The 13445-nt window shown below is 70.3% G+C and carries 13 protein-coding genes; 5 read left to right on the forward strand and 8 right to left on the reverse strand.

Annotation, left to right across the window (positions count from 1 at the left end; all coding sequences use genetic code 11):
- Positions 1-175: 175 nt before the first annotated feature.
- On the reverse strand, positions 176-643 hold the full coding sequence (locus ADK54_RS06440) for a GNAT family N-acetyltransferase (RefSeq protein WP_078966163.1): 468 nt from the start codon (positions 641-643) through the stop codon (positions 176-178).
- Positions 644-906: 263 nt separating this feature from the next.
- Between ADK54_RS06440 and ADK54_RS06445 the strand changes: the two genes are divergently transcribed.
- A complete protein-coding gene (locus ADK54_RS06445) occupies positions 907-1671 on the forward strand; it encodes a LuxR C-terminal-related transcriptional regulator (RefSeq protein WP_053724555.1) in 765 nt (254 codons plus the stop codon).
- On the opposite strand, the gene tamR is transcribed toward ADK54_RS06445, so the two are convergent.
- Positions 1630-2127, reverse strand: coding sequence for a MarR family transcriptional regulator TamR (gene tamR, locus ADK54_RS06450; protein ID WP_053724556.1), 498 nt, complete (start codon positions 2125-2127; stop codon positions 1630-1632). The genes ADK54_RS06445 and tamR overlap by 42 nt on opposite strands.
- Before the next feature lie 131 nt (positions 2128-2258).
- On the opposite strand from tamR, the gene ADK54_RS06455 reads away from it, so the two are divergent.
- Together ADK54_RS06455 and ADK54_RS06460 are read left to right on the forward strand one after the other, a co-directional pair.
- Positions 2259-3110, forward strand: a complete 852-nt coding sequence (locus ADK54_RS06455) for a trans-aconitate 2-methyltransferase (RefSeq protein ID WP_053724557.1) — start codon at positions 2259-2261, stop codon at positions 3108-3110.
- Between the two features lie 40 nt (positions 3111-3150).
- Positions 3151-3519, forward strand: coding sequence for a VOC family protein (locus ADK54_RS06460; RefSeq protein ID WP_053724558.1), 369 nt, complete (start codon positions 3151-3153; stop codon positions 3517-3519).
- A gap of 61 nt (positions 3520-3580) precedes the next feature.
- Here ADK54_RS06460 and ADK54_RS06465 read toward each other — a convergent pair whose 3' ends face one another.
- From ADK54_RS06465 to ADK54_RS06475, 3 genes are all read right to left on the reverse strand, one after another.
- Entirely contained in the window at positions 3581-5299 is a 1719-nt protein-coding gene (locus tag ADK54_RS06465; RefSeq protein WP_053724559.1) for an FG-GAP repeat domain-containing protein, read from the reverse strand.
- A 272-nt stretch (positions 5300-5571) separates the two neighbouring features.
- Complete coding sequence (locus ADK54_RS06470) at positions 5572-6294, reverse strand: TetR/AcrR family transcriptional regulator (RefSeq protein ID WP_053724560.1); 723 nt, start codon at positions 6292-6294, stop codon at positions 5572-5574.
- Positions 6291-7286, reverse strand: coding sequence for an acyl-CoA desaturase (locus ADK54_RS06475; protein ID WP_053724561.1), 996 nt, complete (start codon positions 7284-7286; stop codon positions 6291-6293). The genes ADK54_RS06470 and ADK54_RS06475 overlap by 4 nt, the downstream gene beginning before the upstream one ends.
- Positions 7287-7504: 218 nt before the next feature.
- On the opposite strand from ADK54_RS06475, the gene ppc reads away from it, so the two are divergent.
- Entirely contained in the window at positions 7505-10234 is a 2730-nt protein-coding gene (ppc, locus tag ADK54_RS06480) for a phosphoenolpyruvate carboxylase (RefSeq protein ID WP_053724562.1), read from the forward strand.
- A 334-nt stretch (positions 10235-10568) separates the two neighbouring features.
- Here ppc and ADK54_RS06485 read toward each other — a convergent pair whose 3' ends face one another.
- From ADK54_RS06485 to ADK54_RS06495, 3 genes are all read right to left on the reverse strand, one after another.
- A complete protein-coding gene (locus tag ADK54_RS06485) occupies positions 10569-11036 on the reverse strand; it encodes a hypothetical protein (RefSeq protein ID WP_053724563.1) in 468 nt (155 codons plus the stop codon).
- Between the two features lie 76 nt (positions 11037-11112).
- The gene (pth, locus tag ADK54_RS06490) at positions 11113-11706 is read right to left on the reverse strand and encodes an aminoacyl-tRNA hydrolase (RefSeq protein WP_053724564.1); all 594 of its coding nucleotides are present in this window, start codon (positions 11704-11706) and stop codon (positions 11113-11115) included.
- 114 nt (positions 11707-11820) lie between these two features.
- Positions 11821-12408, reverse strand: a complete 588-nt coding sequence (locus tag ADK54_RS06495) for a 50S ribosomal protein L25/general stress protein Ctc (RefSeq protein WP_053724565.1) — start codon at positions 12406-12408, stop codon at positions 11821-11823.
- Between the two features lie 228 nt (positions 12409-12636).
- Here ADK54_RS06495 and ADK54_RS06500 point away from each other — a divergent pair.
- A partial coding sequence (locus ADK54_RS06500) for a LysR substrate-binding domain-containing protein (protein ID WP_053724566.1) occupies positions 12637-13445 on the forward strand: 809 nt, incomplete at its 3' end.

The following is a 13445-nucleotide window of genomic DNA, read 5'->3' on the forward strand; positions in this document are numbered from 1 at the left end:
ATCCAACCCCCTGCACGGGCGGGCGGGTGGGCTGGTTCCCCAGGGGTGCAGGGGGCGGAGCCCCCGCAGGGGGTCTGGGGGCGCAGCCCCCGGAAGCCGAACCTTTCAACCTCCGTCACGGGCGGGCGGGTGGGCGCCCCCCCGGGGTCTGGGGCGGAGCCCCAGGCGGCCCGGGTCAGCTCGTACCCCCGTCCGCGGCGCAGCCCAGCCGCTTCGTCAGCGTGTACTCCGTAACCCCCGGCGGATAGTCGGGGATGGCGCACACCACCTCGTACCCCCGCTTGCGATAGAACCCCGGAGCCTGGAAGTCCCACGTCTCCACCCGCGCGAAGCCGCAACCCCGCTCGGAGCGCGCCAACTCCTCGGCGGAAGTGAGGAGTTGGGAGCCCAAGCCCCCCGAGCGGAGCCCCGCGTCGATCCACAGGAGGTCCACGTGCAGCCACCCCGCCCACGTTCGCCCCACCAGGCCCCCCGCGAGCAGCCCCTCCTCGTTCAACCCCCAGACGTGGAGCGGCACTTCCTTCTCCGACGGAGTCCCCCGCAGCGCGCGCAGCACCGGGGACCGCTCGGTATTCGTGTCCCGCAGCCGCCGATGCAGCTGCACCTGCCGGTCCTTGTCCACTTCTGTCTCGATACGAAACATGGAACTCACCCTAAACATTCGCGCACGCCAAGTAGCCGTACGGGTTCAATCAGTTCTGCAAAGTGCCTTCCGCTCACAGCTCACGGCCCTACGCTGATGCACAACACCGGTGGGGGCCGGTGTTGATCAGGGGGCGAGACAGTCGGGTACGTCGCCCGGGGTGGGGTAGTACTCAGTGCACGGCGGCGGCCGTGCGACTGCGGTGAACCCAGCTCCGGGCGCCGTACCCGTACCGGTCCGTCCCCCGACCCTGGGGGTGTCACTTGGTACGTATCCGAGTTCTGGTGGTGGACGACCATCGCATCTTCGCCGAGTCGCTCGCCGCGGCTCTGGCCGCGGAGCCCGATGTGGACGTCGCCGCGGCCGGCAGCGGCCCCGCGGCGCTGCGCTGCCTGGAGCGGGGCGCCGCCGAAGGGCGCAGATTCGATGTGATGCTCGTCGACGCGGACTTGGGCACGTCGGCGACGGTCCCGGTGGCCCGCGCGGTGCCCGACAGCGGCGCCGACGGCCTGGTGGACGGCATCTCCCTGGTCGCGGGCGTGCGTTCGGGCCAGCCCGCGGTGCGCACCGTCGTACTCGCCGAGAAGGACGACCCGCGCCGGGCCGCCCTCGCCCTTCAGGCCGGCGCCTGCGGCTGGGTCGCCAAGGACTGCTCCCTGCAACGGCTGCTCGCCGTGATCCGGGGCGTACTGCGGGACGAGACGCACCTGCCGCCCGCGCTGCTCACCGGGGTGCTGCGCGAGCTGACGGCCGCGCGCAAGCACCGCACCGAGTCCGAGCGGCTGGTGGAGTCGCTCACCCCGCGCGAGCGCGAGGTGCTGCGCTGCATGGTGGCCGGGCTAGGCCGCAAGGCGGTAGCCGAGCGCCTGTTCCTGTCCCCGCACACGGTGCGCACCCACATGCAGAACGTGCTCGGCAAGCTGGGCGTGCACTCCACGCTCGCGGCCGTCGCACTGGCCCGCCGGGCGGGCGTCGGCCCGGTCGACCTAGCCGGGGATGTTGTCGAACGGGGCGGTCAACTGGCGTAGCAGGGCCGCCAGTTCGCCCCGCTGGTTGCGGCTGAGCTCGCCGAGGATGGCCCGCTCCTGCTCAAGGAGCCCGGCGAGCGCCTGGTCGGCCCGGTCGCGCCCCTCGGGCGTGAGCCGCACCAGGACCCCGCGCCGGTCGCTGGGGTCGGGCAGCCGCTCGACCAGGCCCTTCTTGGCGAGCCGGTCGATCCGGTTGGTCATCGTGCCCGAGGTGACCAGCGTCTGCGTCAGAAGCTGCCCGGGGGAGAGCTGGTAGGGGGCGCCCGCGCGCCGCAGCGACGTCAGCACGTCGAACTCCCAGGGCTCCAGGCTGTGCTCGGCGAACGCGAGCCTGCGGGCCCGGTCGAGATGGCGGGCCAGCCTGCTGACCCGGCTGAGCACCTCGAGTGGTTCCACGTCGAGGTCCGGGCGCTCTCGGCGCCATGCTGCGACCAATCGGTCGACCTCGTCCTCCATGGCGATCAGTGTAGAGGGTCTGTCGACGTGAAGTCTCTTGACGTCAAGATATATATCGAGCCACCATTGGGCATGGAGGGGCCGGGACCCTGTTCCGCTTCGGCCAGCCGTACCTGCAAGGGGGCTCGAACATGCATTCCGATTCATCGACGACCACCACTCAGACCGAGCCACCGGTCTGGGACCCACAGCAGTATCTGCGTCACGCCGGGCACCGCACCCGCCCGTTCCTCGACCTGCTCAGCCACATTCCGGAACTCCCGGCGATCGGCGGCCTCTCGCCCCGGATCGCCGACCTCGGCTGCGGCCCCGGCAACGTCACCGTCCGCCTCGCCGACCGCTGGCCCGACGCCCGCATCACCGGCTTCGACCTGTCACCGCAGATGCTCGCCCAGGCCGACAAGGACCACGCCGGCACCACCGCGGGCGGCGGCTGGCTCGACTTCCAGGTCGCCGACGCCGCGCACTGGATGCCGGACGAACCGTACGACCTGATCGTCTCCAACGCGGCCCTGCAGTGGGTTCCCAACCACCCCGAGTCGTTCCGGGCCTGGATCGACGGCCTGAGCCCCGGTGGCACCTTCGCCTTCCAGGTCCCCGGCAATTTCACCTCACCCAGCCACGCGATCCTCGCCGAACTCTGCGAGTCCCCGCGCTGGCGCCGCCGCCTCGACGACCACGGCCGCCGTTACGTCCATATCCTCGAACCCGCCGACTACCTCACCCGCCTCGTGGATCTCGGCTGCGAGACCGATGTCTGGGAAACCGTCTACTGCCAGCTGCTCACCGGCCCCGACCCCGTCCTCGACTGGGTGAAGGGCACCGCCCTGCGCCCCGTGCTCACCGCGCTCGACGGCGACCAGGAAGCCATTGACGCCCTGCTCACCGAATACCGCGACCGGCTCCGTGAGGCCTACCCGCCGGGCCCGCACGGCACGGTCTTCCCGTTCCGTCGCATTTTCGCCGTAGCCAGGAAGAAGTAGAGGAAGTAGAAGGAGCAGGAGAAGCAGGAGGAACGAGCCGATGCTGGCCGCTGTCGACCATGTGCAGCTCGCCGCCCCGCCGGGCAGCGAGCCGCGGTTGAGGACGTACTACGAAGACATACTCGGCATGACCGAAATCCCCAAGCCCCCGGTGCTCGCGGCCCGGGGCGGCTGCTGGTTCCAGTACGGAACCGTCCAGCTCCACCTCGGCATCGAGGAGGACTTCCGCCCCGCGAAGAAGGCCCACCCGGGGCTGCGCGTCACCTCGATCGAGGCGTACGCGCGCCGCCTGGAGGGGCACGGCGCCAAAGTCGTCTGGGACGACGACCTGCCGGGCCACCGGCGCTTCTACTCCGAGGACCCGGTGGGCAACCGCCTGGAATTCCTGGAGCCGGTCGCCTCCGGATGAACAACGCCGAGTGCCCCGCCCCTTTCTGTTGAGAAGAGGGCGGGGCACTCGGCGCATCGGCCTAGTAGATGCCGTTGTACGTGTTCCAGCCGGCGCCCAGGCTCGCGCGCTCCTTGAACGAGCCCGTGCCGTTGGCGTCGTAGCGCCAGGCCTTGCCGGAGCTGTCGACGCCGATCACGTCGGCGCGGCCGTCACCGGTCATGTCGCCCGGGGTGGCCAGCTTGTTGTAGCCGTTCCAGCCACCGCCGAGGTCGATGCGGTTGCCGAAGCCGGGCGTCGACTTGCCCGGGTACATGAACAGGTGGCCGTTGCCGTCACGGGCCAGCAGGTCCGCGACGCCGTCACCGTTGACGTCACCGGCGCCGATGAGCTTGTTGAACCCGTTCCAGCCCGCACCGAGGTCGACCCGGTTGTAGAACCCGGTCGCCTGGCCGTTGCCGGGGTAGAGGTACATGTGGCCGTTGTTGCCCCGCGCGAGCAGGTCGCCGTTGCCCTCACCGGTCAGGTCACCGACCCCGGCGATCCCGTTGAACGCGTCCCAGCCGGCGCCCATGTCGCGGCCCCCGACGAAGAGGTGACCGCCGCCGAGCTCCAGCAGCGTGCCGTAGCGGTCGTCGGACCGCAGCGAGGAGGCGAAGCCGATGTTGGCACCGGACCAGCCGCCGACGTCGCTGATGAGCTGACGGTCGGCGAGAGTGCCGTCGCCCTTGACCCAGTAGTAGTAGAGCGAACCCTGGCCGTCGAGGGCCATCAGGTCGCCCTTGCCGAAGGTGGGATTGCCGCCGGTGTTGGCCAGCGTGACCGCACTCCAGCCGGTTCCCATCTGCGAGCGCGCGCCGAGGCCGCCCGTGCCGTTGGGGGCGTAGAACCACAAGGTGCCCGCGGCGTCGCGGGCCACGATGTCGCCGTAGCCGGTGGTGTCGTCCATGCCGAGGATCTGGTTGTAGATCCCCCAGCCGCTGCCGATCTTGACCCGGTCCTTCAGCGGGGCCGCGGCGTTTCCGGAACCCGGGTAGAAGAACAGGTCGCCGCCCGGCGTGCGTGCCACGACGTCGGCGTTGCCGTCGGCGTCCATGTCGCTGGCGCCCACGAGCTGGTCGTAAATGCCCCAGCCGCTGCCGACCTTGATCCGGTCGCCGTACGGGCTGCCGGTGACCGAGCCGGTGCCCGGGTACAGGTACAGGTCGCCGGAGGGCGTGCGCGCCAGCAGGTCGGTCTTGCCGTCACCGGTGACGTCGCCGGGGGAGAACAGCTTGTTGTAGGCGTTCCAGCCGTTGCTCGACCAGGACAGCGAGCCGCTGTTGACGGAGAGCTGGTCCTTGCCGGCCGAGTCCGTGTAGTGCGTGGCGGACAGGCCGGTGTACAGCGAGAGCTTGCCGGTCGCGGACAGGACGAGCAGTTCGGGGTTGGTGTCGCCGTCGATGTCGCCGGGCTCGATCAGGTCCTTGAAGGAGCCGTAGCTGTTCGCGACCGTCGGGTTCGGGACGGTCCCGCCGACCTCCAGACGGAGCGAGTCGTCCGGCTCGCGTACGAGGAGGTCGCTCCTGCCGTCCTTGTCCAGGTCGAAGCGGGGCTTGGACGCGACGCCCGTCGTGGCGGCGTACGCCGACTTGCGCTTCGGGATCTGAAGCGAGGGCTGGGTGAACTTCTTCGCCGGCTTCGCCGCGACGTGCGGCCCCGCCGGGTTGGTGTCGGCCGAGGCCGGGCCGGCGAGCAGCATGCCCGCCGACAGAACGATGGCGGTGCAGGCCGCGAGGCGGCTCGCGCGCTTGGTGCGCACAGAGGACAAAATTCCCCCCATGGGAATAAGCGGGTAGATCCGGGGGGAATGGAATCGCTGCGTATTCGTCGTCGCATGGGCGCGCGGAAAAGGGCGCGGCACACACGCCGTGGCGGCAGTACGCAGTCACAGGTGATTGCACGCGAGGAATGGCGAAAATCCCCCCCGGGATTGTGCGTGAAGACTACAGCGGATTCTTGTGTAGTTGAAGTGAAAATTGTGGCCGATGCTGTCCGCTGTTGCCCGACGCTGTTCCCCGAGGGGGAGTGGGATCAGTTTTTGCGGTGGCCTATCAGGCGCGGTTTCGGTTCAAGACCGTCCAAACCGTGCCAGGCCAGATTCACCAGATGTGCCGCGACTTCCGCCTTCTTGGGCTTGCGCACGTCCAGCCACCACTGCCCGGTGAGCGCCACCATGCCGACCAGCGCCTGCGCGTACAGCGGCGCCAGTTTCGCGTCGAAACCGCGGGCCTTGAACTCCAGGCCCAGAATGTCCTCGACCTGGGTCGCGATGTCGGAGATCAGCGAGGCGAACGTTCCCGTCGACTGGGCGACGGGGGAGTCGCGCACCAGAATGCGGAATCCGTCCGTATACGTCTCGATGTAGTCGAGCAGGGCGAATGCGGCCTGCTCCAGGAGTTCCCGCGGGTGCCCCGCGGTCAGCGCGCCCGTCACGCCGTCGAGCAGCGAGCGCATTTCCCGGTCCACGACGACCGCGTACAGGCCTTCCTTGCCGCCGAAGTGCTCGTACACCACCGGCTTGGAGACGCCCGCCTTCGCCGCGATCTCCTCGACCGAGGTGCCCTCGAAGCCCTTCTCCGCGAAGAGTGTGCGACCGATGTCCAGCAGTTGCTCCCGGCGCTCGGCGCCGGTCATCCGGGTCCGGCGGGTGCGCCGGGGCTTCTCTGCGGAGCCTGGGGCCCCGGCCGAGCGGGAGGAACCAGAGGTGCTGGTGGTACGGGTGGTACTGGAGTCGGTCGCCACGTCGTCCATCATGCCGCCTCGGCGGCCTTGCCCTTGCGCCGGGACCGGTCGCCCTCGTTCCGCTTGGAGTCGATACGGGCCGCGCTCGGCCAGCGCACGTCGTAGGCCAGACCCAACTGCTCGCACCAGCGGATGATCCGGGCACTGGAGTCGATCTGCCCGCGCATCACCCCGTGCCGGGCCGACGTCGGGTCCGCGTGGTGCAGGTTGTGCCACGACTCGCCGCAGGACAGGACCGCCAGCCACCACACGTTGCCGCTGCGGTCACGCGACTTGAAGGGCCGCTTGCCCACCGCGTGACAGATCGAGTTGATCGACCACGTCACATGGTGCAGCAGCGCGACCCGCACGAGGGAGCCCCAGAAGAACGCCGTGAACGCGCCCCACCACGACATCGTCACCAGACCGCCCACCAGCGGCGGAATCAAGAGGGAGAGGGTCGTCCAGTACACGAAGTCGCGCGAGATGCGGCGGATCGCCGGGTCGGCGAGCAGATCCGGGGCGTACTTCTCCTGCGAGGTCTGCTCCTCGTCGAACATCCAGGCGATGTGCGCCCACCACAGGCCCTTCAGGAGCGCGGGCAGCGTCTCGCCGAACCGCCACGGCGAATGCGGGTCGCCCTCCGCGTCCGAGAACTTGTGGTGCCTGCGGTGATCGGCCACCCAGCGCACCAGCGGCCCTTCCACCGCCATCGAGCCCGCGACCGCGAGCGCGATCCGCAGCGGCCGCTTCGCCTTGAACGAGCCGTGCGTGAAATAGCGGTGGAAACCGATCGTCACGCCGTGGCAGCCCAGGTAGTACATGAACACGAGGAGGCCGAGATCGAGCCAGCTGACCCCCCAGCCCCAGGCGAGCGGCACCGCGGCGAGCAGCGCCACGAAGGGCACCGTGATGAAGAGCAGCAGAGCGATCTGCTCGATGGAGCGTTTGCTTTCGCCGCCCAGCGTCGCGGACGGCACCGGAGGTTCGTCCGGCGACTTGAGCAGATCGGGACTGGTGGTCATGGGGAGTACCCCCGGCAGGGTGAGGAATTCGAGAGGGATTGCCTGGCTACGGTTGCGTAACCTACGGCAACGTAAGTATGGCAGTGCCGTGGCCCGGGACAAGAGCCGGTGGACGGCGGGGCGGAACGGGACACCTATCCTGGGTGTCGTCGGACAGCGCGGTCCGCAAGCCTCCAGAACCCTCCAGACGTGCTCAAACACTGCAAGGAGCCGCACCTGTGAGCAGTGCCGACCAGACCCCCTCCGCCAGCCACGAGCTGCGCGCCGACATCCGCCGACTGGGTGACCTCCTGGGCGAGACCCTCGTCCGACAGGAGGGCCCCGAGCTCCTTGAGCTCGTCGAGCGGGTCCGCGCGCTGACCCGGAGCGACGGCGAAGCCGCCGCCGAACTGCTCGGCGGCACCGAAGTCGAGACCGCCGCCAAGCTGGTACGCGCGTTCTCCACCTATTTCCACCTCGCGAACGTGACCGAACAGGTCCACCGAGGCCGTGAGCTGCGCGCCCACCGCGCCGCCGAGGGCAGCCTCCTCGCCCGCACCGCCGACATGCTCAAGGACGGCGACCCCGAGCACGTCCGTGAGAGCGTCAAGAACCTCAACGTGCGGCCGGTCTTCACCGCCCACCCCACCGAGGCCGCCCGCCGCTCCGTCCTCAACAAGCTGCGCCGCATCGCCGAGCTCCTGGAAACCCCGGTCATCGACTCCGACCGGCGCCGCCACGACCTGCGCCTGGCCGAGAACATCGACCTGATCTGGCAGACCGACGAGCTCCGCGTCGTACGCCCCGAACCGGCCGACGAAGCCCGCAACGCCATCTACTACCTCGACGAGCTGCACGCCGGCGCCGTCGGGGACGTCCTGGAGGACCTGGCGGCCGAACTGGAGCGCGTCGGCGTCGAGCTGCCCCCGGGCACCCGCCCGCTCACCTTCGGCACCTGGATCGGCGGCGACCGCGACGGCAACCCCAACGTGACCCCCGCGGTCACCTGGGAGGTGCTGATCCTCCAGCACGAGCACGGCATCAACGACGCGCTCGAAATGATCGACTTCCTGCGGGGGCTGCTCTCCAACTCCATCCGCTACGCCGGAGCCACCGAAGAGCTGCTCTCCTCCCTCCAGGCCGACCTCGAAGCCCTCCCCGAGATCAGCCCCCGCTACAAGCGCCTCAACGCCGAGGAGCCCTACCGCCTCAAGGCCACCGCGATCCGGCAGAAGCTCGTCCACACCAAGGACCGGCTCGCCAAGGGCACCCCGCACCAGCCGGGCCGCGACTACCTCGGCACCGCCGAGCTGCTCACCGACCTCACCCTCATCCAGACCTCCCTGCGCGAACACCGCGGCGCCCTGTTCGCCGACGGCCGCATGGACCGTACGATCCGCACGCTCGCGGCGTTCGGCCTCCAGCTCGCCACCATGGACGTACGCGAACACGCGGACGCCCACCACCACGCGCTCGGCCAGCTCTTCGACCGGCTCGGCGAGGAGTCCTGGCGCTACGCCGACATGCCGCGCGACTACCGGCAGAAGCTGCTCGCCAAGGAGCTCCGCTCCCGCCGCCCGCTCGCGCCCACCCCGGCCCCGCTGGACGCCGCAGGACAGAAGACCCTCGGCGTCTTCGGCACCGTCAAGGAGGCCTTCGAGCGGTTCGGGCCCGAGGTCATCGAGTCGTACATCATCTCGATGTGCCAGGGTGCCGACGACGTGTTCGCCGCCGCCGTCCTCGCCCGCGAGGCCGGCCTCATCGATCTGCACGGCGGCTGGGCCAAGATCGGCATCGTGCCGCTCCTCGAGACGACCGACGAGCTGCGCGCCGCCGACGTCATCCTCGACGAAATGCTGGCCGACCCCTCCTACCGGCGCCTCGTCTCGCTCCGCGGCGACGTCCAGGAGGTCATGCTCGGCTACTCGGACTCCTCGAAGTTCGGCGGCATCACCACCTCCCAGTGGGAGATCCACCGCGCCCAGCGCCGGCTGAGGGATGTCGCTCACCGTTACGGAGTCCGGCTGAGGTTGTTCCACGGTCGCGGCGGCACCGTCGGCCGCGGCGGCGGCCCCTCGCACGACGCCATCCTCGCCCAGCCCTGGGGCACCCTGGAGGGCGAGATCAAGGTCACCGAGCAGGGCGAGGTCATCTCCGACAAGTACCTCATCCCGTCGCTGGCCAGGGAGAACCTGGAGCTCACCGTGGCGGCCACGCTCCAGGCATCCGCCCTGCACACCGCGCCCCGCCAGTCCGACGAGGCGCTCGCCCGCTGGGACGCGGCCATGGACACGGTGTCCGACGCGGCCCACTCGGCATACCGCAAGCTCGTCGAGGACCCGGACCTCCCCGCCTACTTCTTCGCCTCCACCCCCGTCGACCAGCTCGCCGAGCTGCACCTCGGCTCGCGGCCCTCGCGCCGCCCCGACTCGGGTGCGGGCCTCGACGGGCTTCGCGCGATCCCGTGGGTCTTCGGCTGGACCCAGTCCCGGCAGATCGTCCCCGGCTGGTACGGCGTCGGCTCGGGCCTCAAGGCGCTGCGCGAGGCCGGGCTCGACACGGTGCTCGACGAGATGAGCGAGCGCTGGCACTTCTTCCGCAACTTCCTCTCCAACGTGGAGATGACGCTCGCGAAGACGGACCTGCGGATCGCCCGGCACTACGTCGACACACTCGTGCCGGACGAACTGAAGCACGTGTTCTCGGCGATCGAGGCGGAGCACGAGCTGACCGTGCGGGAGGTCCTCCGGATCACCGGGCGCGATGAACTGCTGGGCGCCAACCCGGTGTTGCAGCAGACCTTCGCGATCCGGGACGCGTATCTGGACCCGATCTCCTACCTTCAGGTGGCGCTCCTTGCCCGGCAGCGGTCGGCCGCGGAGCGGGGCGAGGCGGCGGACCCGCTGCTGTCCCGGGCCCTCCTCCTCACGGTGAACGGCGTGGCAGCGGGCCTGCGCAACACGGGCTGATTCTCTCCCCACCCCGCCCCTTCCCGAGACCCTCCGGGGGATTGGGAAGGGGCGGGTTCGTCCCTGGGGCTCCGCCCCAGACCCCGTATCGCGCCCCAAGGGCGCTCGTCCTCAATCGCCGGACGGGCTGGGTATGCCTGTACCCGGCGCTGCCAGGGGCACGGGGAACTGCGCGCCCAGCCACGCACGGTCCGCAGGTTGAAGGGCGGCGGAGGTTCGGGCCGCGGTCCGGGGTGCCCGCACTGCACCCTGCCAGGGGCGCGGGGAACTGCGCGAGCAACCACGCACGGTCCGCAGGCGGAAAGGCGGGGGCCGGGGGCGGCGCCCCCGGAAGCTACAGGGCGATGAATGCCGCCGCCATCGTCGCCGCCCCCACCAACCCCGCCACCCACGCCGTCCGCGGCATCCGCAGGCCCCCGCCTATCACCAGCGCGGCGAGCAGCAGCGCCCCCGCCAGCGGCAGCCATGCGTACAGGAGGCCCGCCGCCCCGCTGCGTACCGCCTCCGCCGTGCCCGGTTTCACGACCACCGGTATGTGGTCGCCCCGCCGAACCGCCACCGACTCGGCGATCGTCATGCCCGGGTGCGCCGACGAGCCCGGCGAGGGCCGGTAGGGGCCGGTGCACACGTCGTCCGCGCACTTCGTCACCGTCAGCGTGCCGTGGTCGCGGCCCTTCGCCAGGACCACGTGCTGGGCGGTGCCCCACGACGACCAGAACCCGGCGACCACGAGCAGCGCGGCGACCAGGGCCATCGCGGCCCGGCGCACGTACAGCAGGAAGGTACGGCTCCGTTTCGTCATGGGGCGCGATCCTGACGGCTGTGGATGCGCTCGGTCAACTTCTTCCCAACAAATAGCGCTGCTCTGCCACGCCTTGTCAGGAGTTGTACGTCGACTGCGCCCGCTCCAAGCCCTCGATCACCAGCGCCTCGGCCGCGTCCGCCGCCCGGTCCACGAAGTAGCCCAGCTCCTTGCGCTCCGTGGAGGAGAAGTCCTTCAGGACGAAGTCCGCCACCTGCATCCGCCCCGGCGGCCGCCCGATGCCGAACCGCACCCGGTGATAGTCCGCACCCAGCGACTTCGTGATCGACTTCAGGCCGTTGTGCCCGTTGTCCCCACCGCCCAGCTTCAGCCGCAGCACCCCGTAGTCGATGTCCAGCTCGTCGTGGACCGCGACGATGTTGGCCACCGGCACCTTGTAGAAGTCGCGCAGCGCCGTCACCGGGCCACCCGAAAGGTTCATGTACGACAACGGCTTGGCGAGCACCACCCGGCGGTTCAGCGGACCCGGCGGACCGATCCGCCCCTCCACGACCTGCGCCCGGGCCTTGTGCGCCTTGAACCTGCCGCCCATGCGCTCCGCGAGCAGATCGACGGTCATGAACCCGACGTTGTGCCGGTTCGCGGCGTACTCCGGACCCGGATTGCCCAGGCCCACGATCAGCCAGGGTGCGTTCGCGTCGGTCGTCATGGGGGCTGCGTCTCCTCACCTAAGTGGACAAGAAAAAACGGGGCGGCGGGCCATTGTGGCCCGCCGCCCCGTCGGAGTCCGTGCCCGGCACGGATCTCAGGCAGAGCGTGCGGCTCAGGCCTCGGCGCCTTCGGCGGCCTCGGTCTCGGCGGCCGGCTCCTCGGCCTGCGCGGCCAGGATCTGGATGACGACGGCGTCGGGGTCGGTGGCCAGGGTGGTGCCCGCCGGGAGCTCGATGTCCTTGGCGTGGATGGCCGCGCCGGCCTCAAGGCCCTCGATGGAGACGGTGACCGAGGTCGGGATGTGGGTGGCCTCGGCCTCGACGGAGAGCGTGTTCAGCACGTTCTCGACCAGGAAGCTGCCCGGGGCCAGGTCGCCCTCGGTCAGGACGCCGACCTCGACGGTGACCTTCTCGCCCTTCTTGACGAGCAGCAGGTCGACGTGGACCAGGTAGCCCTTGATGGCGTCACGCTGGACGGCCTTCGGGATGGCGAGCTCGGTCTTGCCGTCGATGTCCAGGGACAGCAGGACGTTCGGCGTACGCAGCGCGAGCAGCAGCTCGTGGCCCGGCAGGGTCACGTGAACCGGCTCGGTGCCGTGACCGTAGATGACACCGGGAACCTTGTTCTCACGGCGGATGCTGCGGGCGGCGCCCTTGCCGAAGCTGGAACGGACGTCGGCGGCGAGCTTGACCTCGGACATGTGCACTCCTCGTAGAAGGTGAACCAAAAAAATGGTGTGGTCACCCGGCCACGACTGGCCTGCTACGAAGAGCGCGTCGATAACGGACCGCCGTACCTCAGGTACGGCCTCCCTCGCCGAGCAACTTCCCCAGACTACCCGGCCACCCCCCACCCGCCCAATTGGATCAGCCGCGAGGGTCCGGGTATCAGATCCCGCCCCATAGGCGTTCGCCTATCCTTGCTGCTCATGGACCTGCTGCTGCACCTCAGGTACTTCCGCACCGTCGCCGAAGAACAACACTTCGGCCGCGCCGCCGAACGCCTGCGCGTCGCCCAGCCCTCCCTCTCCCAGCGCATCCAGCGCCTCGAACGAGAACTCGGCGTCCGCCTCCTCGACCGCGGCCGCACCGGCGCCACCCTCACCCCGGCGGGCCGCCTCGTCCTCGCCGAAGCCGACCCCCTGCTCGACGCCGCCGACCGCCTGCGCACCCTCGTCGGCCGCGTCCAAGGAGGCGCCGCGGGCACCCTGCGCGCCGCCGTCCCGCCCCAGCTCGGCGGCGCCACCATCGCCGCCCTCCTCACCGCCTACCGCGACCGCAGCCCCGGCGGCGAACTCGACCTCCGCGAACTCAGCACCGCCGACCAGAGAGCCGAACTCACCGCGGGCACCCTCGACGCCGGCATCGTCCGCCACCCCTGCCCCGCGACCGGCCTCGGCTTCGGCCCCCAGCTCCACCAGCCACTTGGCGCCCTCCTCGCCGACCAGGACCCCCTCGCCGCCCACACCGAGATCGACGTACGCGAACTCGACGGCCGCGAACTCGTCCTCTTCCCCCGGGCCGACGCCCCCGCCCTCCACGACGAAACCCTCACCGCCTGCGCCCGCCACGGCTGCACCCCCAGCGCCGTCCGCGAAGTCGCCGGCATCGAATTCACCCGCGCCCTCATCCTGTCCGGCACCCACGTCGTCGCCCTCCTGCCCCGGCCCGCCCCCGAACCCGGCACCACCTGGCGCCCCCTGCCCGCCAACCCCCTCACCTGGCGCACCTCCACCGC

Source organism: Streptomyces sp. WM6378, from assembly GCF_001279695.1.
Lineage (GTDB): Bacteria > Actinomycetota > Actinomycetes > Streptomycetales > Streptomycetaceae > Streptomyces.